The 23,659-nt window shown below is 62.9% G+C and carries 24 protein-coding genes and 1 tRNA gene; 14 read left to right on the top strand and 11 right to left on the bottom strand.

The features are described 5' to 3' along the window. Positions 1–12: 12 nt before the first annotated feature. Together AC6LJY_RS00745 and AC6LJY_RS00750 are read right to left on the bottom strand one after the other, a co-directional pair. Positions 13–732 (bottom strand): hypothetical protein, encoded by a 720-nt coding sequence (locus tag AC6LJY_RS00745; protein WP_498135077.1) that lies wholly within the window; start codon positions 730–732, stop codon positions 13–15. 254 nt (positions 733–986) lie between these two features. After that, positions 987–1,062: transfer RNA gene (locus tag AC6LJY_RS00750), tRNA-Gly, on the bottom strand. A gap of 245 nt (positions 1,063–1,307) precedes the next feature. Here AC6LJY_RS00750 and murB point away from each other — a divergent pair. Then, positions 1,308–2,354, top strand: a complete 1,047-nt coding sequence (gene murB, locus AC6LJY_RS00755; protein ID WP_498135078.1) for a UDP-N-acetylmuramate dehydrogenase — start codon at positions 1,308–1,310, stop codon at positions 2,352–2,354. 137 nt (positions 2,355–2,491) lie between these two features. On the opposite strand, the gene dapB is transcribed toward murB, so the two are convergent. After that, positions 2,492–3,283 carry a 4-hydroxy-tetrahydrodipicolinate reductase gene (dapB, locus tag AC6LJY_RS00760; protein ID WP_046803421.1) on the bottom strand — a complete coding sequence of 264 codons (792 nt, stop codon included), beginning with the start codon at positions 3,281–3,283 and terminating at the stop codon, positions 2,492–2,494. Positions 3,284–3,301: 18 nt separating this feature from the next. After that, entirely contained in the window at positions 3,302–3,838 is a 537-nt protein-coding gene (locus AC6LJY_RS00765; RefSeq protein WP_104143600.1) for an outer membrane protein assembly factor BamE, read from the bottom strand. Between the two features lie 156 nt (positions 3,839–3,994). Here AC6LJY_RS00765 and fur point away from each other — a divergent pair, with 156 nt between their 5' ends. Beyond that, positions 3,995–4,414: a ferric iron uptake transcriptional regulator gene (gene fur, locus AC6LJY_RS00770; protein WP_314358044.1), complete on the top strand. Its 420-nt coding sequence runs from the start codon at positions 3,995–3,997 to the stop codon at positions 4,412–4,414. A 234-nt stretch (positions 4,415–4,648) separates the two neighbouring features. Here fur and recN read toward each other — a convergent pair whose 3' ends face one another. Together recN and AC6LJY_RS00780 are read right to left on the bottom strand one after the other, a co-directional pair. Continuing rightward, positions 4,649–6,310 carry a DNA repair protein RecN gene (recN, locus tag AC6LJY_RS00775; protein WP_498135079.1) on the bottom strand — a complete coding sequence of 554 codons (1,662 nt, stop codon included), beginning with the start codon at positions 6,308–6,310 and terminating at the stop codon, positions 4,649–4,651. 13 nt (positions 6,311–6,323) lie between these two features. Next, positions 6,324–7,223 carry an NAD kinase gene (locus AC6LJY_RS00780; protein WP_046803417.1) on the bottom strand — a complete coding sequence of 300 codons (900 nt, stop codon included), beginning with the start codon at positions 7,221–7,223 and terminating at the stop codon, positions 6,324–6,326. Between the two features lie 139 nt (positions 7,224–7,362). Here AC6LJY_RS00780 and hrcA point away from each other — a divergent pair, with 139 nt between their 5' ends. The 7 genes from hrcA (at position 7,363) to dnaJ (ending at position 14,132) form a co-directional block, all read left to right on the top strand. Continuing rightward, a complete protein-coding gene (gene hrcA / locus AC6LJY_RS00785) occupies positions 7,363–8,367 on the top strand; it encodes a heat-inducible transcriptional repressor HrcA (RefSeq protein ID WP_046803416.1) in 1,005 nt (334 codons plus the stop codon). Between the two features lie 45 nt (positions 8,368–8,412). Then, positions 8,413–9,537 carry a ferrochelatase gene (hemH, locus tag AC6LJY_RS00790; protein ID WP_219991796.1) on the top strand — a complete coding sequence of 375 codons (1,125 nt, stop codon included), beginning with the start codon at positions 8,413–8,415 and terminating at the stop codon, positions 9,535–9,537. Further along, entirely contained in the window at positions 9,527–9,763 is a 237-nt protein-coding gene (locus AC6LJY_RS00795; protein ID WP_046803414.1) for a hypothetical protein, read from the top strand. The genes hemH and AC6LJY_RS00795 overlap by 11 nt, the downstream gene beginning before the upstream one ends. A gap of 145 nt (positions 9,764–9,908) precedes the next feature. Further along, entirely contained in the window at positions 9,909–10,466 is a 558-nt protein-coding gene (gene grpE / locus AC6LJY_RS00800) for a nucleotide exchange factor GrpE (RefSeq protein ID WP_046803413.1), read from the top strand. Between the two features lie 17 nt (positions 10,467–10,483). Further along, a complete protein-coding gene (locus tag AC6LJY_RS00805) occupies positions 10,484–10,888 on the top strand; it encodes a thioredoxin family protein (protein ID WP_120154091.1) in 405 nt (134 codons plus the stop codon). A 79-nt stretch (positions 10,889–10,967) separates the two neighbouring features. Further along, positions 10,968–12,893 (top strand): molecular chaperone DnaK, encoded by a 1,926-nt coding sequence (dnaK, locus tag AC6LJY_RS00810; protein WP_046803411.1) that lies wholly within the window; start codon positions 10,968–10,970, stop codon positions 12,891–12,893. 108 nt (positions 12,894–13,001) lie between these two features. Then, on the top strand, positions 13,002–14,132 hold the full coding sequence (gene dnaJ, locus AC6LJY_RS00815; RefSeq protein WP_046803410.1) for a molecular chaperone DnaJ: 1,131 nt from the start codon (positions 13,002–13,004) through the stop codon (positions 14,130–14,132). 500 nt (positions 14,133–14,632) lie between these two features. On the opposite strand, the gene AC6LJY_RS00820 is transcribed toward dnaJ, so the two are convergent. Both AC6LJY_RS00820 and AC6LJY_RS00825 read right to left on the bottom strand, forming a co-directional pair. Beyond that, complete coding sequence (locus AC6LJY_RS00820; protein ID WP_498135080.1) at positions 14,633–15,022, bottom strand: DUF4148 domain-containing protein; 390 nt, start codon at positions 15,020–15,022, stop codon at positions 14,633–14,635. 344 nt (positions 15,023–15,366) lie between these two features. Beyond that, positions 15,367–18,123 (bottom strand): M16 family metallopeptidase, encoded by a 2,757-nt coding sequence (locus AC6LJY_RS00825; protein ID WP_498135149.1) that lies wholly within the window; start codon positions 18,121–18,123, stop codon positions 15,367–15,369. A gap of 98 nt (positions 18,124–18,221) precedes the next feature. On the opposite strand from AC6LJY_RS00825, the gene AC6LJY_RS00830 reads away from it, so the two are divergent. From AC6LJY_RS00830 to AC6LJY_RS00840, 3 genes are all read left to right on the top strand, one after another. Continuing rightward, positions 18,222–18,821, top strand: coding sequence for a GNAT family N-acetyltransferase (locus tag AC6LJY_RS00830; RefSeq protein ID WP_314358087.1), 600 nt, complete (start codon positions 18,222–18,224; stop codon positions 18,819–18,821). Between the two features lie 250 nt (positions 18,822–19,071). Next, positions 19,072–19,449: a hypothetical protein gene (locus AC6LJY_RS00835; RefSeq protein ID WP_314358090.1), complete on the top strand. Its 378-nt coding sequence runs from the start codon at positions 19,072–19,074 to the stop codon at positions 19,447–19,449. 115 nt (positions 19,450–19,564) lie between these two features. Then, positions 19,565–20,119: a GNAT family N-acetyltransferase gene (locus AC6LJY_RS00840; RefSeq protein WP_498135081.1), complete on the top strand. Its 555-nt coding sequence runs from the start codon at positions 19,565–19,567 to the stop codon at positions 20,117–20,119. A gap of 39 nt (positions 20,120–20,158) precedes the next feature. On the opposite strand, the gene AC6LJY_RS00845 is transcribed toward AC6LJY_RS00840, so the two are convergent. After that, a complete protein-coding gene (locus tag AC6LJY_RS00845) occupies positions 20,159–21,331 on the bottom strand; it encodes a vWA domain-containing protein (RefSeq protein ID WP_498135082.1) in 1,173 nt (390 codons plus the stop codon). 23 nt (positions 21,332–21,354) lie between these two features. Next, positions 21,355–22,236, bottom strand: coding sequence for an AAA family ATPase (locus AC6LJY_RS00850; RefSeq protein WP_046803404.1), 882 nt, complete (start codon positions 22,234–22,236; stop codon positions 21,355–21,357). Between the two features lie 176 nt (positions 22,237–22,412). On the opposite strand from AC6LJY_RS00850, the gene AC6LJY_RS00855 reads away from it, so the two are divergent. Continuing rightward, positions 22,413–22,766 carry a c-type cytochrome gene (locus tag AC6LJY_RS00855; RefSeq protein WP_046803403.1) on the top strand — a complete coding sequence of 118 codons (354 nt, stop codon included), beginning with the start codon at positions 22,413–22,415 and terminating at the stop codon, positions 22,764–22,766. Between the two features lie 10 nt (positions 22,767–22,776). Then, the gene (locus AC6LJY_RS00860) at positions 22,777–23,139 is read left to right on the top strand and encodes a c-type cytochrome (RefSeq protein WP_046803402.1); all 363 of its coding nucleotides are present in this window, start codon (positions 22,777–22,779) and stop codon (positions 23,137–23,139) included. Between the two features lie 47 nt (positions 23,140–23,186). Here the strand turns inward: AC6LJY_RS00860 and AC6LJY_RS00865 are convergent, their stop codons facing one another. After that, positions 23,187–23,612: a DUF1841 family protein gene (locus AC6LJY_RS00865; protein ID WP_046803401.1), complete on the bottom strand. Its 426-nt coding sequence runs from the start codon at positions 23,610–23,612 to the stop codon at positions 23,187–23,189. Positions 23,613–23,659: the final 47 nt, after the last annotated feature.

Genomic DNA, 23,659 nt, shown 5'->3' on the forward strand with positions numbered 1-23,659 from the left:
CTCTCATGGGCTTCAGGCCTGCATGTCGGCCACCACGCGATAGGTGCGTGCTTGCCCCTGCTTGTCGACCTGGCACAGCATGACGCCGTGCTGCGGACCCGCCAGCGTGGCGACGCTGGCCAGCTCGGCCGGCAGGCCGCTCAGGTCAAAGCCGATGGCCGCGTCGGGGCCAGCTGCGCGGCGGATGCCGGCCAGTAGATGGTGCAGGTGGGCGTGATGCTGCTGCATGTCTTGCACGTCTTGCACGTCTGGCAACGGATGGCCTTGAAGGTGCACCCCGGCGGCGGCGCATGGCGCTTCAAGCGCGGCCAGCTCGTCGGCGTGCCGATACAGGGCATGGAATGTGCGTGGCTGGAAGGAACCGCGGGCGGCGCAGAAAGAAGACAGTGCGCGGCCGCCCGATGCCAGCCCGATCAATTGTGAGGGAGGGGCGGGTGCGGCGCTTAGCCGATACCGCGGCCGCCGCTTCAGGTGGTGCACCGCCATCGCCGACGAGGCGATCGTCAAGGATAAACCCGCCAGCAACGGAACCAGCCAGATCAACAGGCTGGGGTGATCCGTGAACGGATGCTGATACTTTTCAACGGTGGTGGGGTAGAAGTAGCGCAGCAAAGGCTTGAACATCAGCCCTTCATTGAGCGCATCAGTTACCCAGCTGATCAGCACGATGGAGCTGATGGTGTAGCAGGCGGTTTTCAAGCGGTGCAGCAACACCGCGCGGGTCAATGTCATGGCCAAGCCTCCGGAGCGCGGCGAACGCGGCGACGCGCGTCCGCGATGCAACCCAAGAGCAAAGCATTCGGATCCGCAAGAAGCAATCAGAGGAGTCTGGTAATTGCGGAGGTCTGGTTTTGGCGGGGGCAGCTAATGGCGGGCGCAGCTAATGGCGGCGGAAATGAAAAAAGGGCCGGACAAGTGTCGGGCCCTTCTTAGGTGACTGCAGAGATCAAGAACACGGGGTTGCTTGACCGCTGCACATCTGAATTTGGAGCGGGAGACGAGTCTCGAACTCGCGACCTCAACCTTGGCAAGGTTGCGCTCTACCAACTGAGCTACTCCCGCATGGGTTCCGTCATGAACTGCTCAGAACCGTTTTCTTATGCACCCTGATCAACTTGGTTATCGATCAGAAGGCGCGCATCTTACATGATTTTTTCGAGCTTGTCATTGGACTGAGATTTTTCGCGTTTTCGCCGTGTTCTCTATAAAGATAAAGAGCGGCTGTTGAAAAGCGGGGTACCCAAACCAAAACACTCAATCAAGTAATATGAGCGAAGACCGAAACTATAGCATAGCCCGTAGCACCCATGTCAACTGCCCCTGCTATCAACACGGCGCCAGCCGCGCTGACTCCCGCCGCCCACGATCTAAGCCGGCTCAATACGCTGGGTCTGGCGTCGCAAGCTGAAGCCTTCGTCACACTGGATGATGCCGCGCAATTGCCGGCCTTGTCCGACTTGGCACGCCGCGCGGACAGCGTCCTGGTGCTGGGCGGCGGCAGCAATGTTGTCCTGCCCGAGCGCGTTTCCGGTCTGGTGGCCAAGGTGGCTTTCAGGGGCGTGCGGCTGTTGCAAGACGCGCCCGACGTCCGCCTGGTGGAAGCGGCGGGTGGCGAAAGCTGGCATGGCTTTGTCGAACATTGCGTCGACCAGGGCTGGGATGGCCTGGAAAACCTGGCGTTGATTCCCGGTACGGTCGGGGCCGCGCCGGTGCAGAACATCGGCGCTTACGGCGTCGAGTTCGAACAGCGCTTCCATAGCCTGACCGCCTGGGATGTGGCGGCGGCAAGGCTTGTTGAAATGGGCCCGTCCGATTGCCGCTTTTCGTACCGGGATAGCGCCTTCAAGCACGACGCGCCCGGCCGCTGGATCATCGTCAGCGTGCGGTTCGCCTTGCCGCGCCCCTGGCGCCCCGTGCTGGGCTACCCGGACCTGCAACGCCACGAACGGCTGGCCCATGGCGTGCCAAGCGCGCGCGACATTTTCGACGCGGTTTGCGACATTCGCCGCGCCAAGCTGCCGGACCCCGCCGTGACCGGCAACGCCGGCAGTTTTTTCAAGAACCCCATCGTGACCGCCGATGTGCGGGACGATCTGGCCGAACGCTTTCCCGGGTTGGTGTCGTACGCGCAACCGGACGGCCGCTACAAGTTGGCAGCCGGCTGGCTGATCGACCAGTGCGGCTGGAAGGGGCAGGCCCTGGGCGCGGCGGGGGTGCATGACAGGCAGGCGCTGGTGCTGGTCAATCGCGGCGGCGCCAACGCTGCCGACATCATGGCGTTGGCCGGTGCGATTCAAGCGTCGGTGCAGGCGCGCTACGGTGTCATGCTGGAACCAGAGCCTGTGGTGGTGTAGGGCGCGGTGCGAACGGTGCAATAAAAAAGGATCCCGAGGGATCCTTTTTGGTTTTGTGGCGAGCGCTCCGGCGCCCGGCGCTCCGGCGCCCGGCGGCCGGCGATCCGGCGGCGCGGCGTGCACCGCCGCCGCCTGGCTCAGAAGCCCAGCACGGATTGCATGTCGTACAGGCCGTTGTGCTTGTCTTGCAGGAAGCGTGCCGCGCGCAGTGCGCCTTCTGCGTACGTGGCGCGGCTGCTGGAACGGTGCGTGATTTCGATGCGCTCGCCAATGCCGCAGAACGACACGGTGTGGTCGCCCACGATGTCGCCCCCGCGCAGCACGGAAAAGCCGATGGTGCCGGGCTTGCGCACGCCGGTGTCGCCATGGCGGCTCCAGGTGGCCACGTCCGGCAGCGCCACGTCCCAGGCGGACGCAATGGTCTCGCCCATTTTCAACGCGGTGCCCGAAGGCGCATCGACCTTGTTGCGATGGTGCGCTTCGAACACTTCCACGTCGTAACCGGAATTGAGAATGCGGGCGGCCATGTCCAGCAGCTTGAGCGTGGCATTCACACCCACGCTCATGTTGGGCGCGAACACGATGCCGATTTTTTGCGCGGCCACTTCGATGGCGGCGCGGCCGTTGTCGTCGAACCCGGTGGTGCCGATGACGGCGTGCGTGCCGTGCTTCACGCAGGCCTGCAAGTGGGCAAGCGTGCCTTCGGGCCGCGTGAAATCGATCAGGCAATCGGCGTTGGCCAGCGCGTCAAGATCATCGGTGATCAGCACGCCGGTCTGTTGGCCCAGCGGGGCGCCCGCGTCCTGGCCCAGAGACGTCGACCCATTGCGGTCCAACGCCACTGCCAATTGCAGGTCGGTGGACTTGAGGATGGCGTCGATCAGCATCTGGCCCATACGGCCGCTGGCGCCGGCAATTGCAATACGCATGAAGAAAATCCTTGGGGGTTACCGAAGCGGCTCGGGCGCGTTGCCCGGTTGGCCGGGGTACTGATTCAGCGGGCTGACCGGGGCGGCGGCATCGCGCTTTTTCAGGTCTTCCTCTTCTTTGATGCGGGTTTCGTCCTGGTCCAGGCGCTTGTCCGCCTTTTCGTCGGCGGTGCTGCTGGGCGTGTTCAGCTGATAGGGCTGCAAATCAGGCTGCTTGTCGCCTTCCCAGCGGGTCAGGCGGTCGTTTTCGAACCAGACGGTGAACTTGCGTTCACGGGCTTCGCCATAGCCGGGCTTGTAATAGTAGGGGTAGTCCCAACGGTTGGCGTGCAGCACGCTGGTCAGGGTAGGGCTGCCCAGCGCAAAGCGGACTTGCTCGCGGCTCATGCCCGGCTGGAGCAGCGCGACTTGCTCCTGGGTGATCCAGTTGCCTTGCTGGACACCGGCCTTGTAGGGGAAGCCCCACTTGTCCCCCGAGCAGCCGGCAAGGGCAATGGCCAGGGCGGCGACGGCCAATCCGGTCTTCAGCGAGCGGGAGGGAATTCGTGCAATCATGGACACTACGCGCCCCTATTATTTGGAAGCAGACAAAACCGTTATCATAAAGGTTTCATAAGGATAGTTCCGCGAGGCGGCATGAAATCAGGTGAGCCGACTCGCGGTGCACCCTTGATCCTGCCCATGCCTACGCGGACGGAGAGCGATTACACCATGAGCGACCAAAGCGAACTGAAGAACATGGGTTTGAAGGCGACGTTTCCGCGCCTGAAAATTCTTGATATTTTCCGCAAATCCGACCAACGCCACCTTAGCGCCGAAGACGTCTACCGCGCGCTGATCGGCGAAAACGTCGAAATCGGCCTGGCAACCGTCTACCGTGTGCTGACCCAGTTCGAGCAGGCCGGCATCCTGGCCCGCAGCCAGTTCGATAGCGGCAAGGCTGTGTTCGAACTGAACGACGGCGATCACCACGATCACCTGATCTGCACGAATTGCGGCACCGTGGTCGAGTTTTCAGACCCGGAGATCGAAAAGCGCCAGCAGAAGATCGCCAAGGACAACGGTTTCGCGCTGGAAAGCCACGCGATGGTGTTGTACGGCGTGTGCAGCAGCTGCATGAAAGGGCGCTAAACCGCTAGCGTCCGCCCCACGGTCCGTGGCCGCGCTCGTTGCGGGCCAGTGAGATCAAAAGCCCCTTCTTGATGAAGGGGCTTTTTTTTGTCTGCGAGGGGGCGGGGCTTTTGCCTGGCTTTGCCTGGTTTTTGCATGGCTTTCTCGCGGCTTCGGGCCGTATTTTGTACGGCGTTCGCGTGAATTTGCCTTGGAACCCGGGCTGGACTTGCCCCCGGCTTGCGCCCAACCGGCTCAGGCCGCGGGCTGGCCGAAACCTTCCAGCATTTCGCGGGCGTGCTCGCGCGTGGTGGCGGTCAGCTTGATGCCGCCCAGCATCCGGGCGATTTCCTCAACACGCGCCGCCGCGTCCAGTTCTTCGATGCTGGAGCGCGTGGTGCCGCGAGATTCCGTCTTGCTGACCAGGAATTGGTTGTTCGCGCAGGCGGCTACCTGGGGCAAGTGCGTCACGCACAGCACTTGATGGCGTTCGCCCAGCTCGCGCAGCAGCTTGCCCACGGCTTCGGCCACCGCGCCGCCTACGCCGCTGTCGACTTCGTCGAAGATCAACGTCGGCACGCGCGCCGCGCGGCTGGCAATGACGGACAGCGCCAGCGAAATCCGCGACAACTCGCCGCCCGAAGCCACTTTGGCCAGGGGCCGCGGGGTGGTGCCGGCGTGGCCGGCCACCAGGAATTCAACCTGCTCGTTGCCGTGCGCGGACGGCGCGGCGGCGGTCAGGGTGGGGTCGAACTTGCCGCCTTGCATGGCCAGCGTTTGCATGGCCTGGGTGACTTGCTTGCCCAGGTCCTTGGCAATCTTGCGGCGGGCGGTCGACAGCTTGGCGGCCGCCGTGTCGTATTGCGACTGCGCCGCAACTGACTGAGCCCGCAGCGCATCGATATCGCCCGCCGCTTGCAAGGCGGCCAGCTCGGCATGCAGGGAATCGCGCAATTCGCACAGGGCGTCGGGCTCGACGCGGAATTTGCGCGCGGTCTCGAACACCAGGCCCAGGCGGGTTTCGACGTCGGCCAAGCGCTTGGGGTCCAGATCGACGCGGCTGACGTAGTTGTTCAGGTCGGACACGGCTTCGCTGATCGCGATGCGGGCGGACTCGAGTTCGTCGTACACGCCTTGCAGGCCGGGGTCATGCCGCAGCATTTGCTGAATGCGGTGATTGGCGGCTGTGACACGGTGGTGCGCGGAATCGCCTTCGCCGTCCAGCGCTTCCAGGATTTGCGAGGCGCCGTCCAGCAGCGACTGCGAATGCGACAAGCGCGTGTGCTCGGACTGCAAGGATTCCCATTCGTCGGGGCCCAGAGCCAGCTGATCCAGTTCGTCCACCTGCCATTGCAGTCGGTCGCGTTCGTTGGCCAGGCTGGCGGCGTCTTTTTCGGCGGCTTCGAGTTGCCGCGCCAGCGCGCGCCATTGCTTCCACGCCTGGCTCACGGCCTGGCGCAGATCGCCATGGCCGCCGTGCGCGTCCAGCAGATCGCGCTGCGCGTCGGGGCGCATCAGGCTTTGATGGGCGTGTTGGCCGTGGATGTCAACCAGGCTGTCGCCCAATTCGCGCAGCTGCCCCACGGTGGCGGGCGTGCCGTTGATGTAGGCGCGGCTGCGGCCTTGCGCGTCGATGACCCGGCGCAGCGACAGTTCGTCATCGACATCGATCTCGCGTTCATTCAGCCAGCTGTGCAATGACTTCGGCGTATCGAACACGGCAGTGATGTCGGCGCGCGGTGCGCCTTCGCGCAGCATGCTGGCGTCGCCGCGTTCGCCCAGCGCAAGCGCCAGCGCGTCCACCAGGATGGATTTGCCCGCCCCGGTCTCGCCGGAGAACACGGTGAAGCCAGGGCCGAAATGGATTTCGGTCTGTTCGACGATGACGAAGTCGCGGATATGCAGGGTGCGCAGCATGTCGGGGCGCTTACTACTCTACGTTGTCGGTGGCCTGGGGCATCAGGTTCCAATGCAGCTTGCGGCGCAAGGTGGAAAAGAAGCTGTAGCCCTCGGGGTGCACGAAGCGGATGGTGTACGGCGCGCGCTGCACGACGATGCGGTCGCCCGGTTGCAGGTCGGACCAGGTCTGCATGTCGAAATGCACGCTGGCGCCCACTTCCACGCGGCCCATCGCGGTCAGCGTCATGTTCAGCACACCGGTGTCCGGGATGACGATGGGGCGGTTCGACAGCGTTTGCGGCGCCACGGGCACCAGCACCATGGCGTTCATGCCGGGGTGCAGGATGGGGCCGTTGGCGGACAGCGCGTACGCGGTCGAGCCGGTAGGGGTGGCGATGATCAGGCCATCGGCGCGCTGCGTGTACATGAAGGCGCCGTCCAGTTCGACACGCACTTCGATCATGCCGCCGCGCCCGGCGCGGTTCAGCACGACGTCGTTGAGCGCCGACGCGGAATACATTTTCTGGTCACCACGCCACACGCTGCCTTCCAGCAGCATGCGTTCTTCAATCTGGAAGCTGCCTTCTAGAACGCGCGCCAACGCACCGTGCGCGTCTTGCAGCGGGATGTCGGTGATGAAGCCCAGGCGCCCGTGGTTGATGCCCACCAGGGGGACACCAAATGGCGCCAGATGCCGGCCGGCGCCCAGCACCGTGCCGTCGCCGCCCATCACGACGGCCAGCGATGCGTTCTGGCCGATCTCTTCGAGGGTAGCTATTGGGTATTCGGTCAGGCCGGTGTTGCGCGCGGTGTCGGCATCGATCAGCACATGCCGGCCCGCTTGCGTCAGCGCGTGCGCAAGGGCTCTTAGCGGGGTGTCCAGGCCGGTGTCCTGGTATCTGCCGATCAGGGCGACGGTAGGAAAGTGCATGGATGCGGGCGTATCAAGAGGGCGAAGCCGAAGCCAAAACCTGCCCGGAATGGGCCGATTAGCCGATTATATGGGGCCGCATATCTGCTTGCGGGACAAAAATCGCCTTTATCCTAAAAGATTCCTTAAAATGCCCGCTATGGATGACCGCGCACGCGCACTACTGAAAGCGTTGATAGAACGCTACATCGCCGATGGGCAGCCCGTCGGCTCGCGGACGCTATCGAAAGTCTTCGACTTGTCCCCGGCTACCATCCGCAATGTCATGGCGGACCTGGAAGAGCTGGGGCTGATCCATAGCCCGCACACCTCCGCCGGCCGCGTGCCTACGCCGCGGGGCTATCGCATGTTCGTCGATTCCCTGCTGGCCGTGCAGTCTTATCAGCTGCAACCGCACAACATGGGCGAAATGCTGTCGGCGGCCGAACCTACCCGCGCCGTCAACGCCGCCGCCGCGTTGCTGTCCAACCTGACGCAATTCGCGGGCGTGGTGCTGACCCCCAAGCGCGCCCAGGTGTTCCGGCAGATCGAATTCATCCGGCTGTCGGACAAGCGCGTGCTGCTTATCATCGTCACGCCGGACGGCGACGTCCAGAACCGCATTCTGTTTGTCCAGCGCGATTACGCCGAAGCGGAATTGCTGGAAGCCGGCAATTTCTTCAACATGCATTTCGCGGGCAAGTCGTTCAACGCCGTGCGCCAGACGCTATCGACCGAACTGGCCCAGCTGCGCGAAGACATTTCGCGGCTGATGCAGGCGGCGGTCGAGGCCAGCGCCGAGGCCGCGGAAGACGGCGACACCATGGTCATCTCGGGCGAGCGCAAGCTGCTGGACGTTACCGATATCGCGTCCGACATGGACCGGCTGCGCAAGATGTTCTCGCTGTTCGAGAAAAAGACCGACCTGCTGCAACTGCTGGACGTGTCCAGCCGCGCACAGGGCGTGCAGATCTACATCGGCGGCGATTCCCAATTGGTGCCCATGGAAGAGGTCTCGGTCATTACCGCGCCCTATGGCGTGGACGGCAAGGTCGTGGGCACGTTGGGCGTCATCGGCCCGACCCGCATGGCCTACGAACGCGTGATTCCCATCGTGGACATCACGGCGCGCCTGCTGTCCAACGCGCTCAGCCACAACCAGTAGTCCCATTCAAAGCTACATCCTCCTCGCGGAGGAAGGGGAGTTTTTGTGTTTCTTCGCCTGTTCAAGTACCTGTGGCCTGAACGCTACCTGCCGGAAGCCGAGCAGGACGACCCCTTCAACGAAGACCCGCCGGCCCGCGCGCCCGGCAAAGTCGGGGTGCTGCTGGTCAACCTGGGTACGCCGGATACGCCGGACAAACAGGGCATCCGCAAATACCTGGGCGAATTCCTGTCCGACCCCCGCGTCATTGAAATTCCACGTTATTTATGGAAACCCATCCTGTACGGGCTGGTGCTGACGTTGCGACCCAAGAAGCTGGCGCCGCGCTATGCGGGCGTCTGGCTGAAAGAAGGGTCGCCCCTGATGGTCTATAGCCAGCGCCAGGCGGACGGGGTACGCGCCGCGCTGGAGGCGGCGGGCATCGACGCCGTGGTGGAACTGGGCATGCGCTACGGCAACCCGTCCATCCCCGACGCCATCACCCGTTTGCGCGCGGCCGGTTGCGAACGCATCCTGACCGTGCCGCTTTACCCGCAATACGCGGCCAGCACCACGGCCACGGTCGTGGACGCGGTTACCCGCCATGCCGGGCGCCTGCGGGATCAGCCTGAACTGCGCTTTACCAAGCGCTTTCACGAGGACCCCGCCTGGCTGGACCCGCTGGCCGCCCGCATCGAGTCGTTCTGGCGCGAGCACGGCAAGCCGCAGAAGCTGGTCATGAGCTTTCACGGCTTGCCGCGATATTCCATCGAATTGGGCGACCCCTACTACCGCGACTGCATGGAGTCGGCCCGCCTGTTGTCCCAGCGGCTGTCGCTGCCGCGCGAACAGATCGAAGTCACCTTCCAAAGCCGCTTTGGTACTGCCCGCTGGCTTGAGCCCTATACCGAACCGACCCTGAAAGCGTTAGCCGCTTCGGGTGTTACCGAGGTGGATGTGGTGTGCCCGGGATTTGTGGCAGACTGTCTGGAAACCCTGGAAGAGATCAGTCTGGAATGCCGGGACGCCTTTATTGAGGCGGGCGGCAAGCAGTTTCGTTACATCCCTGCGCTGAACGACGACCCCGCGTGGATCGCCGGCTTGGCCACTTTGGTGGAACGCAACTTGCAGGGCTGGCCGTTGAAGATCCAGGCCAACACGGACTTGAAGGAGAAGGCGCATGCACCATGATCCCAAGAGCGGCAAGAGCGTAAAAAAGGGGACCGTTGCCACCCCGGTGGACGAGGATCAGGTCGAACACGATCTGGACGAAGCGCTAGCCGAGACCTTTCCCGCCAGCGATCCCATCGCCATCCGCCCTGAACCGGATGACGATGACGATAAGGTGGATCGCGGGCTCGAAGAGAGCTTCCCCGCCAGCGACCCGGTCGCCCCGGCGCAGCCCCACAAGAAGTAAGCAGCCGGCCCCGCCGGGCCAAGCCCGGGCGGGCTTGCTGCCTCGGGCGGGCGCCGTCAGGGAATATTTCCCTTTCCCGGGCTTGAAATAGGGGTATTGGCCCCCATTCATGTCTGCGAAAGCCATTCTTTTTGGAGGATTCCCCATGACGGCACCCCACGAGCCTGTAGATAAGACGCCCGAAGCCGGCCAGAACGCCGACGCGGCACCCGCCGACCAGGGCGCGGCAGAGGCCGAGCTGAACGAGTTGCGCGCCCAGCTGGACGCCGCCCAAGCTACCGTCAATGAGCAGCACGATCAGCTTCTGCGTGTGCACGCCGAAGCTGAAAATGTGCGCCGCCGCGCGCAGGAAGAAGTGTCCAAGGCGCGCAAGTTCGGCATTGAGTCGTTTGCCGAAAGCCTGGTGCCGGTCAAGGACAGCCTTGAAGCCGCCCTGGCACAGCCGGACCAGACCGTCCAGACGCTGCGCGAAGGCGTCGAAGTCACCCTGAAGCAGTTGTCGGCCGCGTTCGAGCGCAACATGCTCAAGGACATCGCGCCGGCCCAGGGCGACAAATTCGACCCGCACCTGCATCAGGCGATTTCGTCGATCCCCCACGAGCAACCCGCCAACACGGTGGTGCAGCTGCTGCAAAAGGGCTACGCCATTGCCGACCGCACGCTGCGTCCGGCGCTGGTAGTCGTATCGGCCGGCCAAGGCTGAAACGCCGGCCGCGTGTCATGACCGATCCCCGTTTCGATCCGGCTCAAGTCTTCCAGGTGTTCGGCATGCGTCATGTCGACACCGAGGGCTTTGATGCCACCGTGGTCCAGGCGCCGGGAACGGATCTGCGCTGTGTGTTTTTATGGGGACAGGATTGCTATAACTGCAATCTTTTCAAGCAGGCGGCGCTGCTGCACCAGGAAACGTTGCTGAAGCTGGGCCTGACCTGGTTCGAGGCCGACGTTTACGCCGACGAACCCCTGGGCCGGCGCTTTTCCCTGCATGGTGTCCCCACTTTCGTGCTGTACCGGGCTGGCAAACGGCTGGGTCGTATCACCGGTTGGCCCGGATTGCCCCAGTTCACGGCGGCAATTTCGCGGTTGCAGGACCCGAATGCGGAAAATTCCGGCAAGGCGTCTTGAAAACCCTGCGACTAACCCCAGTTATGTGGGGACAAGAAGTTTCTCTCTATTTTCATAGATCAATTCAAGGTAACCCACCATGAGCAAGATTATTGGCATTGACCTGGGCACGACCAACAGCTGCGTGGCTGTGATGGACGGCGGGCAGGTCAAAATCATTGAAAACGCGGAAGGCGCCCGTACCACCCCCTCGATCGTCGCCTACATGGACGACGGCGAGACCCTGGTTGGCGCTCCCGCCAAGCGTCAGGCCGTGACCAATCCCCGCAATACCCTGTACGCAGTCAAGCGCCTGATTGGCCGCAAGTTCGAAGAAAAGGCCGTGCAAAAGGACATCGACCTGATGCCCTACACCATCGCGCGCGCCGATAACGGCGATGCCTGGGTCGAAGTGCGCGGCAAGAAGATGGCGCCTCCCCAAGTGTCGGCCGACGTGCTGCGCAAGATGAAGAAGACCGCCGAGGACTACCTGGGCGAAGAAGTGACCGAGGCCGTGATCACCGTGCCCGCCTACTTCAACGACAGCCAGCGCCAGGCCACCAAGGACGCCGGCCGCATCGCCGGTCTGGAAGTCAAGCGCATCATCAACGAGCCCACCGCGGCCGCGTTGGCGTTCGGCCTGGACAAGACCGAAAAGGGCGACCGCAAGATCGCCGTGTATGACTTGGGTGGCGGCACGTTCGACGTGTCCATCATCGAAATCGCTGACGTTGACGGCGAAAAGCAGTTTGAAGTGCTGTCGACCAACGGCGACACCTTCCTGGGCGGCGAAGACTTCGACCAGCGCATCATCGACTACATCATCTCCGAGTTCAAGAAAGAACAAGGCGTTGATCTGTCCAAGGACGTGCTGGCGCTGCAACGCCTGAAGGAAGCTGCTGAAAAGGCCAAGATCGAGCTGTCCTCGGCCCAGCAGACCGAAATCAACCTGCCGTACATCACGGCGGATGCCTCGGGTCCCAAGCACTTGAACCTGAAGATCACGCGCGCCAAGCTGGAAGCGCTGGTTGAAGAACTGATCGAACGCACGATCGAGCCCTGCCGCGTCGCCATCAAGGACGCCGGCGTGAAGGTTTCGGACATCGACGACGTGATCCTGGTCGGCGGCATGACCCGCATGCCCAAGGTTCAGGAAAAGGTGAAGGAATTCTTCGGCAAGGATCCGCGCAAGGACGTGAACCCTGACGAAGCCGTCGCCGCTGGCGCCGCCATCCAAGGTTCCGTGCTGTCGGGCGACCGCAAGGACGTGCTGCTGCTGGACGTGACGCCTCTGTCGCTGGGTATCGAAACCCTGGGCGGCGTGATGACGAAGATGATCCAGAAGAACACGACGATCCCGACCCGGTTCTCGCAAACCTTCTCGACCGCGGACGACAACCAGCCGGCCGTGACGATCAAGGTGTTCCAGGGCGAACGCGAAATCGCCGCGGGCAACAAGGCGCTGGGCGAGTTCAACCTTGAAGGGATCCCGCCGTCGCCGCGCGGCATGCCGCAGATCGAAGTCACGTTCGACATCGACGCCAACGGCATCCTGCACGTGTCCGCGAAGGACAAGGGCACCGGCAAGGAAAACAAGATCACCATCAAGGCCAACTCGGGTCTGTCCGAAGACGAGATCCAACGCATGGTCAAGGATGCCGAGGCCAACGCCGAGGAAGATCACCGCGTTGCCGAACTGGCTCAGTCGCGCAACCAGGCCGATGCGCTGGTGCACGCCACCCGCAAGTCGTTGACCGAGTACGGCGACAAGCTCGAAGCTTCCGAAAAGGAAAGCATCGAGGCCGCCATCAAGGACCTGGAAGACACGCTGAAGGAAGGCGACAAGGCCGCGATCGACGCCAAGGTGGAAGCCTTGTCGACCGCGTCGCAGAAGCTGGGCGAAAAGATGTACGCCGACATGCAGGCGCAACAAGCCGCCGGCCAGCAGCAAGCGGCCGATAACGCGAAGCCGGTGGACGACAACGTCGTCGACGCCGACTTCAAGGAAGTCAAGCGCGACCAATAATGGCCGGGCGCTGACCAGCCTCTGCCGCCCGGTAGCCGGAGAAATCCGCCTACCGGGCGTACTCATTCTGTAGCACTGAAAAGACGGCTCTATTCGAGCCCACGGATCATGGCAAAACGCGACTATTACGAAGTTCTGGGCGTAGCAAAAAACGCCTCGGACGACGAACTCAAGAAGGCCTATCGAAAGCTGGCCATGAAATACCATCCGGACCGCAATCCGGACAGCAAAGAAGCCGAAGAGAAGTTCAAGGAAGCCAAGGAAGCCTACGAGGTCCTGGGCGATGAACAAAAGCGTGCCGCCTATGACCGCTACGGCCATGCGGGCGTGGATCCCAATTCCGCCGGCATGGGCGGGGCAGGGATGGGCGGCGGCTTTGCCGACGCCTTCGGCGACATCTTTGGCGAGATCTTTGGCGGCGCGGGCGGCGGCGGCCGTCGCGGCGGCCCGCAGGTGTATCGCGGCGCCGACCTGAAATACGCGCTGGAAATCACGTTGGAACAGGCCGCCGCCGGTTTCGACACTGAGATCCGCGTGCCCAGCTGGGAAAACTGCGACACCTGCCACGGCTCCGGCGCCAAGGTCGGCACGTCGCCCAAGACCTGCCGCACCTGCGGTGGCTCGGGCGCCGTGCGTATGCAGCAGGGCTTTTTCAGCGTGCAGCAAACCTGCCCGACCTGCCACGGCAACGGCAAGGAAATCACCGACCCGTGCCCGTCGTGCGATGGCGTGGGCCGCATCCGCCGCAACAAGACCTTGCAGGTGAAGATTCCGGCCGGCATTGATGACGGCATGCGCATCCGCTCCAGCGGCAATGGCGAACCGGGCATCAACGGCGGTCCTCCGGGCGACCTGTATGTGGAAATCCACATCAAGCAGCACAAGATCTTCCAGCGCGACGGCGACGACCTGCACTGCGAGCTGACCATTCCGTTCACCACGGCGGCACTGGGCGGCGAATTGCAGGTGCCCACGCTGGGTGGCAAGGCCGAGATCTCGATTCCCGAGGGCACGCAGTCGGGCAAGACTTTCCGCTTGCGCGGCAAGGGTATCCGCGGCGTGCGCGGCAGCTATCCGGGTGATCTGTACTGCCACGTGGTGGTGGAAACGCCGGTGCGCCTGAGCGAAGACCAGAAGAGCATCCTGCGCCAGTTCGAGACGTCGCTGAACGACGGGGGCGATCGCCACTCGCCGCAAAGCAAGTCCTGGACGGATCGGGTGAAGGAATTCTTCAGCTGATCGGGTTGAAGGACGCTAAAAAGCCGCGATGGAAATCGCGGCTTTTTCTTTTGGGGGGCGTTTGGCAATGCGCGATCATCCTGGCCCCCGGGGTGTGGAGGATCGCCCAACGTAAAAAGGCCGCGGCTGGCTCGCCGCGGCCTTACTGCTGGTACTGCAACTGCTTGGTACTGCAACTGCTTGGTACTTCAACTGCTGGGTACTTCAACTGCTGGGTACTTCAACTGCTGGGTACTTCAACTGCTTGGTACTGCAACTGCTTGGTACTGCAACTGCTGGTACTGCAACTGCTTGGTACTGCAACTGCTGGGTACTTCAACTGCTGGGTACTGCAACTGCTTGGCACTGCAACTGCTTGGTACTGCAACTGCTTGGTACTTCAACTGCTAAGTACTGCTACTGCTAAGTACTGCTACTACTACTGCGGTTGCCGCTGTGCCGGAAAAAACCGGTCCCAGGCCATGATGCCGCCCGAGACCGGCCGGGCTACAGCAAGCAGCTCACCGGGTGATCGGCGGGTATTCGAGCTCGCCGAACGTGTACTGGCCGCTGGCCTTGGCTTGCGCCAGTTCCTGCTGCACCTGGGCGCGGGACTTCGCGCTGGCCGAGGTGGCAATGACGGGCGGGTATTGCAGTTCACCAAAGGTGTATTCGCCGCTGATCTTGGCTTGTTGCAACTGGGCGCGCACTTCGTCCGAGCTCAGGCTGGCTGCCTGGGGTTGGGCGGGCGGGTAGTCCAGTTCGCCAAACGTGTATTGGCCGCTGGCCTTGGCTTGCTGCAATTCGGTCACGACCTGGTCGCGGGTCTTGGCTTGTTCCAGACCGGCGGCTTGGGCGCCAACGCCAATAAGCGCCAGGGATAGCAACAGGGTGGTGGTTAGGGTTTTCATGATTGAGACCTCCGTGTCATCTTGGATGGGGACCGAATCCGGCGGCCCTCCGTCGTGGTTCGTTGTTTGTTCCCGATGACTGAATTCTGCGCTTGATCCCACCTGGGATAAACCCTTGCTTGTTGAAAACATCTTTCCAAATAACCGAGTAATAAGCGTGATGGTGAAAAATCTCCCCGTTTTTGGCATGGTCTTGGCATGTTCGCGGCCCTCCAGGGAAACTTCCCTTACCACCGGGACGGCAGATGGCGCAAAAAAGCCCCTGCCGTCATCCGGCAGGGGCTAGGGCGAAACCGCGGGGTTCCGGCGCGCTCAGGCGCCGGCAGTACCCGGATCGGTTCCGGTCAAGGCGCGGCTTTCTTCTTGAAGTCGCCGGCGACGGCGGTACTGAAGCCGTCGGGACGCAGGTACTTGCGCAGCGCGGCGTTGACCGTCTCAGGCGTCAGGGCCGAGATCTTCTTGTCCATCTCGGCTGACCACTCAAACGTGCGACCACGTTGCAGATAGTCCAGCCAGGTGCTGGCCAGGATGTCGTCCTGCGCGCGCGCCAGGTTGCGGTAGTTGAGCAGCGCGTTGATGCCATCGGTGATTTCCTTGTCGGAAAAGCCGTCTTTCAGCACGCGAGCCAGTTCCTCGTTGATGGCCTTTTCCAGCCGTTCACGATTCTGCGGCGCGTAGATGGCGTACATGGTCCAGCTGGCGCTGGGTTCGAACGACGACACCGACAACGAACTGCGCACGTTGTACGACAGCCCTTCGGTCTCGCGCACGCGATTCCACAAGCGTGACGTTTCCGACGCACCGAACAGGTAATTGCCCAGATACAGTGCCGCGTAGTCGGCATCGGTGTCTTGCAGCTTGAGCGGCATGCGCGACAAGTAGAACGCATTGGCCTTGTCTGGCGTGTCGATATCGAACTGCTTGGCGGGGATGTCGCGATACGGGTTGGGCACGCGCGTGTAGGCGGGCGCCTTCTTCCAGCCGGCAAGGCCCGTCTTGATGGCCTTTTCGACGGCATCCGGTTCAAAGTCGCCGACGGCGGAATACTCGACCTTGCCGGCGCCGTAGAACTTGGCGTGGAACTTGGCAAGCGCATCGCGGTTCAGGCCGCGCGCGCTGGCCAGCGACTCTTCGAACGTGGGCACGTAGCGCAGGTCATCCACGGGCCACGGATTGTCCTGGCGGGCCAGGGTGCGTCCGGCCAGGGCTGACGGTTCGGTCATGGCGTTTTGAATCGACGTTTCCAGCTGGCGCTGGTATTCGTCCAACTGCTCTTTCGGGAAGTTGGCGTTGCGCACGATGTCCAGCGCCAGGGCAGTGAGCTCGGGCAGGTTTTCGCCCTTGGTCGACATGGCGATCTTGAGCGTGGTGCCGCCGCCGCTGAAACCAAGTTCAGCCTGGAGCTTGTCCAGCCGATCCTGGATGTCCTGGCGCGACAGCTTGGCCGTGCCGCGTATCAGCAAGTCGGCCACCGCGCTGGCGTTCACGCGTTGCCCGCGCAGGTCTTTCTCGTTGCCGAACTGGATCAGCATCTGCGCCTGCACGCGGTTGCCGCGCGTGGCCTTGGGCAGCAGCGCCAGTTGAACCGGCCCGTTGGGCAGGTCCAGCTTCTTCCTTTGCGTCAGCTTGTCGATGTTTTCCGGCGTGGGATCGAATGCCGAGGCGGCCTTGAAGTCGGGGTCGCCCTTGTAGTCCTTGAACACGGCGGTCAGGTCCACGCGTTGCGTCTGCGGAGCGCGCAGCGGCTTTTCGGTGGGGATATAACGGCCTTCGATGCGATTGCTTTGCAGCAGGTACGTGGTGGCCGCCTGCTGGACTTCAGCCAGCGTGGCCTTGCGGGCGCGGTCGCGCTGCAAGAAGAACAAGCGCCAGTCGCCGGCCGCAATGGCTTCGGACAGCGCCACGCCGACTTGCTCGGGATCGCTGTAGGTTTGTTCCCATGCGGTCAGCCACTTGCTGCGGGCGCGGTCCAGTTCTTGCTGAGTGAACGGTTTTTTACCCAGGGATTCCAGCGTGCCGGTCAGCGTCTTCATGGCGGCGTCCAGGTCTTTGCCGGGCGGCAACTGCGCGCCGAACATCGCCAGGCCCGGATCGCGGTTTTCCATGGTGAAGCCAAATACGCCCGAGGCCATTTTCGTGGCGACCAGCGCGTGGTACAGGCGGCCCGACGGCGTGTCGGACAAGATCACGGTGGCCAGGTCCAGCGGCACGAAGTCGGGGCTGCCGGCGGCGGGGATGTGGTACATCGCGGCAACCAGCGGCGTGCCGCCCGTGCGGCGCAGCGTGACGGAGCGTTCGCCGTCCTGCACGGGTTCCACGGTGTATTCGGGCGGCAGCTTGCGCTCGGGCTTGGGCAGCTTGCCCAGCGTTTGCTCGATGTCTGCCAGGGTGGCTTGCGGGTCGAATTTGCCGGCCACGATCAGCACGGCGTTATCGGGCTGGTAGTACTCGTGATAGAAGGCGCGCAGCTGGCCGATGTCTACGTTTTCAACGTCGGAGCGCGCGCCGATGGTGTTCTTGCCGTAGCTGTGCCACTGGTAGGCGGCGGCCTGCATCTTTTGCATCAGGATGCGTGACGGGCTGTTTTCGCCGCTTTCCATTTCGTTGCGGACGACGGTCATTTCCGAATCCAGGTCTTCCTTGGCGATCAAGGAATTGACCATCGCGTCGGCCTGCCAGCCCAGATACCACTTCAAGGTGTCGGGGTTGGCGGCAAAGCTGGCGAAGTAGTTGGTGCGGTCGCTGGAGGTGGACCCGTTGGCTTGCAAGCCTCGGCGCGAAAACTCGCCCATGGCGTTGCGGGTGATGGAAGTGCCCTTGAACAGCATGTGTTCAAGCAGGTGAGCCATGCCGGTCTGGCCGTAGTTCTCGTTGCGAGAGCCGACCAGGTACGTCATGTTGACCGTGGTGGACGGTTTGGATTCGTCGGGTACCAGCAGCACCCGAAGGCCATTGGCCAAGCGATATTCGGTGATGCCTTCAACCGAGGCGGCCTCCGAAACGCCGGCCGGAAGATTGGCGGCGCCGGCCTGGAAGGCCAGGAAGGAGGAGAACAGCAGCGCACCCAACGGGCGCGGCAGCTTCGACAGGGACAGGCGCATGGCAGACAATTCCTTTGGCATGGCAGAATCCGTTGGAGTGTATACGTTGGCAATGGTTCAGGGGCTGCGGACCTGGGCGCAAGACAAGGAAGTGCGACATGTCGTTATCTCTTGAAGTAGAAACACCGCGTCTGGTGCTGCGGCAATGGCGGGCGGACGACCGCAAGCCCTTCGCCGCCATGAATGCCGACCCTTGCGTAACGGAATTCCTGATCCCGCTTTCCACCGAGCAAAGCGATGCGCTGGCCCAGCGGCTGGCAGCGGGCATCGACGAGCACGGCTGGGGCCTTTGGGCGGTGGAAGCGCCTGGCGTGGCCCCGTTCATCGGCTTTGTCGGCATCAAGCCAATGCCGGCCCTGCTTCCGTTTGCGCCAGGCGTGGAAGTGGGCTGGCGGCTGGCTCGTCCCTTTTGGGGGCGGGGCTACGCCAGCGAAGCGGCCGAGGCGGCGCTGCGCGTGGGCTTCGACCAGGTGCGCCTTCCCGAAATCGTGGCGTTCACCGCCGTGGGCAATCAGCGTTCGCAGGCGGTGATGCGGCGTCTGGGCATGCAGGCCGAGCCAGGCACGTTCGATCATCCCGCCTTGCCCGAGGGGCACAAGCTGCGCGAGCACGTGCTGTATCGACTGCGCCGCGAGCAATGGCTGCGCCAGAATAACGGTGACGCAGAGATAGGCGGTGTGCCGGTTGCAGCCGCATAATCGGCCGAAAGTGGCGTCGTCACAGGGTGCTGCACCGCAACACCGTTCGTGCACAAGGCAAATTTGAGCTTGCCCGGCTTGCGGGTGTAAGCTTTTCAACACGTAGTAGCTGTTGCCGACGGGATGCGCGACAGCCGTCTACCCGGCTTCCCGTCCAACGCCAGACGCCGCTGCAAGCGCGGCGCCGGTGCTTGTCGTTCGCGCCTTCGCTGCCGGCATCCTGCCGGCGCATTTTTCGGAGGAACGACCCATGCTGACCGAAATCGTCACGCGTGCCTTGTCCCAATTGACCGGTAACGCCCTGAACGGCGACGGCATCAAAGGACAGTTTCAGTACGCCTATGCCAGTGATGACGGCCAATTCGTGGCCATACTGACCCATGATATGACCACCTATGTGGTGGACCTGAACGCCCAACGTTATTTTGCCGAGTGCGGTGGTTCGCCCCGTGGGTTTGCCGGGCACGTGCTCGAGATGGAGGGCGCGGCCACGCGCAGCCACCCCTGGCCGGCCGCGAACGATCTCTTTGACCTGGATATGGACGGCGACGACCTGTCCTGGCGCCAATGTCCCGGCCTGCGGCATGCGTCCGCCAACAACCGATCAGTGGAGAGCCGCGCCGCCTGAGAGTGGCCAGAAGCGGCAACACCTCATTGAACCGGCGGATTCGCCGGTCTTTTTTTTGTGCGGACGCTTTCGGCCGATGCTATCGACGCGGCTCGTGACAGTACAATTTTGCGCCATGAACTCGCCCGACATCCACGTCCCACCAGGCGCCACCCTGGTTGATTGCACGCATGCGCGCCATGCCGATCAGATACTGGCCATCTTCAACGACGCCATCGTCAATTCCACGGCGTTGTACGACTACAAGCCGCGTCCGCCAGAGGCCATGCAAGGCTGGTTCCAGGCCAAGCAGCGGGGCGGTTTTCCGGTGGTGGGCTTCGAAAACGAGGCCGGTCAGTTGATGGCCTTCGCCAGCTACGGCACCTTCCGTGCCTGGCCCGCGTTCAAGTATTCGGTCGAGCATTCCGTTTACGTGGACGCGCGTTTTCGCGGCAAGGGGCTGGGCGAAGCGATGATGCGGGTATTGATCGAACGTGCGCGCGCCAACCAGGTGCACGTGTTGGTCGGCGGCATCGACGCCTCGAACGAAGGCAGCATTCACCTGCACGAAAAGCTGGGCTTCACGCATTCCGGCACGATTCGCCAGGCCGGGTTCAAGTTCGGCCGCTGGCTGGATCTGGCGTTTTATCAACTGACGCTGGACACGCCCGAGCAGCCGGTCGACGGCTGACGCCCGCAGGGCCTTGCCGCGCGCCTTTACCGCAACCCCTTACTTGGACAGCACCCGCATGGCCTGTTCCAGGCCGGCGACGGTGACCGGGTACATGCGGTCCTGCATGATGTCGCGCATCAGCGCGATGGACTGCCGATACTGCCACGACGCGGTGGGCTCGGGGTTCAGCCATACCGACTTGGGCCACGCGTCCAGCAACCGCCGCATCCATTGGGCGCCGGGTTCCTGGTTGTAGTGCTCGACGGACCCGCCCGGTTGCAGGATTTCGTACGGGCTCATGGTGGCATCGCCCACGATGATCAGGCGCCAGTCCGCGTTGTACTTGCGCAGCACATCCCAGGTGTCGAAGCGTTCGTTCTGGCGGCGGCGGTTGCTTTGCCACAGGCTTTCGTACGGGCAGTTGTGGAAGTAATAGACTTCCAGATTGCGAAATTCGCTGCGCGCCGCTGAAAACAATTCTTCGACGCGGCCGATGTGGTCGTCCATGCTGCCGCCCACGTCCAGCAACATCAGCACCTTCACGGTGTTGTGGCGTTCGGGCACCATGCGCAGGTCCAGGTGGCCGGCGTTGCGCGCGGTGCTGGCGATGGTGTCGTCCAGGTCCAGTTCCATTTCGGCGCCTTGGCGCGCGAAGCGGCGCAAGCGCCGTAGCGCCACCTTGAAGTTGCGCGTGCCCAGTTCGACCTGGTCGTCGTAGTCCTTGAACTGGCGCATGTCCCAGACCTTGACGGCCGACCGGTTGCCCGCCGACGCGCCGCCCACGCGAATGCCCTCGGGGTGGTAGCCGCCGTTGCCGAACGGCGACGTTCCGCCGGTGCCGATCCATTTGCTGCCGCCCGCGTGGCGCTCTTTCTGCTCTTGCATGCGTTCCTTGAAAAGCTCCATCAGCTTGTCCCAGCCGTGCTTTTCGATGGCGGCTTTTTCTTCGGGCGTCAGGTTCTTTTCAAACTGCTTGATCAGCCAGTCCAGCGGAATTTCCTTGCCCGGCGGCAGCGCGGCCTCGATGCCCTTGTAATAGGCGCCGAAGGCCTTGTCGTAGCGGTCGTAAAGCGATTCATCCTTGACCAGCGTGGCGCGCGCCAGGAAGTAGAACTCGTCCAGCGTGGGCGCCATCAGGTCGTGGCGCAGGGCGTCCACCAGGGTCAGGTATTCCTTGACCGAGACGGGCAGCTTGTGCGCCCGCAGGTGATAGAAAAAGTCGATCAGCATAGGGTGCGCCGGTGGCTGCAAGATCAGCGGCGCTGGCCGCCGCGGGTCATGGCCGCCAGGCGTTCCAGCAGGTGCACATCTTGCTCGTTCTTCAGAAGCGCGCCGGCCATCAGCGGCACGGCGGTTGCTGTGTGGGCGTCGATCTCGGCCGCCGTGGCGTTTTCGGCCAGCAGCAGGCGCAGCCAGTCCAGCAGTTCCGAGGTAGACGGCTTTTTCTTCAGGCCGGGCGCATCGCGCAGTGCAAAAAAGGTGTCCAGCGCCGCGCGCAGCACGTCCTGCTTCAGGTGCGGATAGTGCACGGCCACGATGTCGCGCATGGTGTCGCGGTCGGGGAAGCGGATGTAGTGGAAAAAGCAGCGGCGCAGGAACGCGTCGGGCAGGTCTTTTTCGTTGTTGGACGTGATGATGACCAGCGGGCGATGGCGCGCGGAAATGGTCTCGCGCGTTTCGTACACATGGAATTCCATGCGGTCCAGTTCGCGCAGCAAGTCGTTGGGAAATTCGATGTCGGCCTTGTCGATCTCGTCGATCAGCAGCACCACCGGCTCATCGGCCTGGAAGGCTTGCCACAGGGTGCCTTGCACGATGTAGTTGCGGATATCGCGGACTTTTTCGTCACCCAGCTGCGAATCGCGCAGGCGCGAGACGGCGTCGTATTCGTACAGGCCCTGGTGCGCCTTGGTGGTGGATTTGATGTGCCATTGCAGCAGCGGCCGCCCCAGCGCGCGCGCCACCTCTTCGGCCAGCATGGTCTTGCCGGTACCGGGTTCGCCTTTGATCAGCAGCGGGCGCTGCAAGGTCAGGGCGGCGTTGACGGCCAGTTTCAGGTCATCGGTGGCGACGTAGCTGTCGGTCCCGTTGAAGCGGGCAGGCGAGGCGGAGTGTGCGGACTGGGCTGCGGACATTGGCTTATGGCTTCCGAGGATTGACGGTGATCAATACCCATCGCAAGGTATTAATCCTGAGCAATTATCGTACAATCAGGCGGTTTTGCAGTTGGGTTCGACCCGCAACGTGTTTGCAGGGGGCCGACGTGTGAGCAGGCCCTAGTCCTTAAGCCATACCAAGAAGAGCCATTCCAATGAAGTTGCGAACCTCTCTGAAGTGCACGGTTTACGTGTTGGCCGCGATGGCATCCTGTGCGATCGCCGGTCAGGCTGTTGCTGCCGACGCAGCGCCTGTCGGTAATATCCAAAACGCCCGCGACAAGGTCTCCATGTGCATCGGCTGCCACGGCATCGAAGGCTACAAGGCGACGTTCCCCGAGCTGTATCACGTGCCGATGATTGCTGGCCAGAACGCCAAGTACATCGAAACCGCCCTGAACGAGTACAAGAAAGGCGCGCGTAGCCATCCCACGATGGACGCCATTGCCGGCAGCCTGTCCGACCAGGACATCGCCGATCTGGCCGCGTACTACTCGAATCTGAAATAAGGGGCAAACAATGAATCGCACGATGCTTGCCCTTCTGGGCGCGACTTTCGCCATGGCGGGCGCCTCCGTCCAGGCGCAGGACCTGGCGGCCGGCAAGGCCGTTTTCGACAAATTCAATTGCGCGTCGTGCCACGGCGCCGACGCCAAGACCGCGGTGGACCCGGCCTACCCCACGCTGGCCGGCCAGCATGCCGACTACCTGTCGCATGCCTTGAAGGCCTACAAACGCGGCGCCTCGGGCAGCGCGGCCACCGCCAACGTGCGCAAGAACCCCATCATGGGCGCCTTTGCCACGCAGCTGTCCGACCAGGATATTTCCAACGTGTCGGCATGGCTCGCGTCTCAACCCAGCGACCTGGGCGTACGCAAATAAGCCATAACGCTTGCGCGTTGCACGCTACATAAGCGTCAAAGCAAGCATCAAAGGCTGGCGCGGCGCCGGATCAGATCGATATAGGTGTCGCTGTCCAGCGGCGTGCCCAGGCGCTGCGCCTCCCATACGACTTGCCCCAGGCATTCCATGATTTCATGGGCTGCATGGTGCGCGTCCGAGCGGGCGGTCAACTGCTGGTAAGCCAGACGGATGCCGGGCGGATGGTCGATGGACAACTGCTCGGCGATGGCCAAATGCATGGACAGGTGCAGGAAGGGGTTGGTGCGCCCCTTTTCCACCGCGTATTCCATGGTCATGGCCTCGGGGCTTTCAAGGTCGCCGTGGTATTCGGGATGCTCGATGATCCAGTCCAGCGCGATGGCCTCGAGCGGGGTCAGCACCTCGTTGGCGCGGTGCTTGCGCCAGGTGTCGATAAAGAATTCGCGGACTTGGTCGCGTGAGGGATTGAACATCGGTGGGGGCGCAATGCGGTCTATGGACGCATTATTTTACCGCGCGC

It is taken from the genome of Achromobacter sp. RT286_PF, from assembly GCF_059760425.1.

What these genes read in the sequence shown, in the direction of transcription:
- murB (WP_498135078.1), top strand. Translation starts at nt 1,308, where the DNA reads ATGTCAACTGCCCCTGCTATCAACACGGCGCCAGCCGCGCTGACTCCC.
- dnaK (WP_046803411.1), top strand. Translation starts at nt 10,968, where the DNA reads ATGAGCAAGATTATTGGCATTGACCTGGGCACGACCAACAGCTGCGTG.
- AC6LJY_RS00830 (WP_314358087.1), top strand. Translation starts at nt 18,222, where the DNA reads ATGTCGTTATCTCTTGAAGTAGAAACACCGCGTCTGGTGCTGCGGCAA.
- AC6LJY_RS00860 (WP_046803402.1), top strand. Translation starts at nt 22,777, where the DNA reads ATGAATCGCACGATGCTTGCCCTTCTGGGCGCGACTTTCGCCATGGCG.
- dapB (WP_046803421.1), bottom strand. Translation starts at nt 3,283, where the DNA reads ATGCGTATTGCAATTGCCGGCGCCAGCGGCCGTATGGGCCAGATGCTG.
- recN (WP_498135079.1), bottom strand. Translation starts at nt 6,310, where the DNA reads ATGCTGCGCACCCTGCATATCCGCGACTTCGTCATCGTCGAACAGACC.
- fur (WP_314358044.1), top strand. Translation starts at nt 3,995, where the DNA reads ATGAGCGACCAAAGCGAACTGAAGAACATGGGTTTGAAGGCGACGTTT.
- AC6LJY_RS00745 (WP_498135077.1), bottom strand. Translation starts at nt 732, where the DNA reads ATGACATTGACCCGCGCGGTGTTGCTGCACCGCTTGAAAACCGCCTGC.
- hrcA (WP_046803416.1), top strand. Translation starts at nt 7,363, where the DNA reads ATGGATGACCGCGCACGCGCACTACTGAAAGCGTTGATAGAACGCTAC.
- AC6LJY_RS00855 (WP_046803403.1), top strand. Translation starts at nt 22,413, where the DNA reads ATGAAGTTGCGAACCTCTCTGAAGTGCACGGTTTACGTGTTGGCCGCG.
- AC6LJY_RS00825 (WP_498135149.1), bottom strand. Translation starts at nt 18,123, where the DNA reads ATGCGCCTGTCCCTGTCGAAGCTGCCGCGCCCGTTGGGTGCGCTGCTG.
- AC6LJY_RS00845 (WP_498135082.1), bottom strand. Translation starts at nt 21,331, where the DNA reads ATGCTGATCGACTTTTTCTATCACCTGCGGGCGCACAAGCTGCCCGTC.
- AC6LJY_RS00805 (WP_120154091.1), top strand. Translation starts at nt 10,484, where the DNA reads ATGACCGATCCCCGTTTCGATCCGGCTCAAGTCTTCCAGGTGTTCGGC.
- AC6LJY_RS00765 (WP_104143600.1), bottom strand. Translation starts at nt 3,838, where the DNA reads ATGATTGCACGAATTCCCTCCCGCTCGCTGAAGACCGGATTGGCCGTC.
- AC6LJY_RS00820 (WP_498135080.1), bottom strand. Translation starts at nt 15,022, where the DNA reads ATGAAAACCCTAACCACCACCCTGTTGCTATCCCTGGCGCTTATTGGC.
- AC6LJY_RS00835 (WP_314358090.1), top strand. Translation starts at nt 19,072, where the DNA reads ATGCTGACCGAAATCGTCACGCGTGCCTTGTCCCAATTGACCGGTAAC.
- AC6LJY_RS00840 (WP_498135081.1), top strand. Translation starts at nt 19,565, where the DNA reads ATGAACTCGCCCGACATCCACGTCCCACCAGGCGCCACCCTGGTTGAT.
- AC6LJY_RS00795 (WP_046803414.1), top strand. Translation starts at nt 9,527, where the DNA reads ATGCACCATGATCCCAAGAGCGGCAAGAGCGTAAAAAAGGGGACCGTT.
- grpE (WP_046803413.1), top strand. Translation starts at nt 9,909, where the DNA reads ATGACGGCACCCCACGAGCCTGTAGATAAGACGCCCGAAGCCGGCCAG.
- AC6LJY_RS00780 (WP_046803417.1), bottom strand. Translation starts at nt 7,223, where the DNA reads ATGCACTTTCCTACCGTCGCCCTGATCGGCAGATACCAGGACACCGGC.
- AC6LJY_RS00865 (WP_046803401.1), bottom strand. Translation starts at nt 23,612, where the DNA reads ATGTTCAATCCCTCACGCGACCAAGTCCGCGAATTCTTTATCGACACC.
- dnaJ (WP_046803410.1), top strand. Translation starts at nt 13,002, where the DNA reads ATGGCAAAACGCGACTATTACGAAGTTCTGGGCGTAGCAAAAAACGCC.
- AC6LJY_RS00850 (WP_046803404.1), bottom strand. Translation starts at nt 22,236, where the DNA reads ATGTCCGCAGCCCAGTCCGCACACTCCGCCTCGCCTGCCCGCTTCAAC.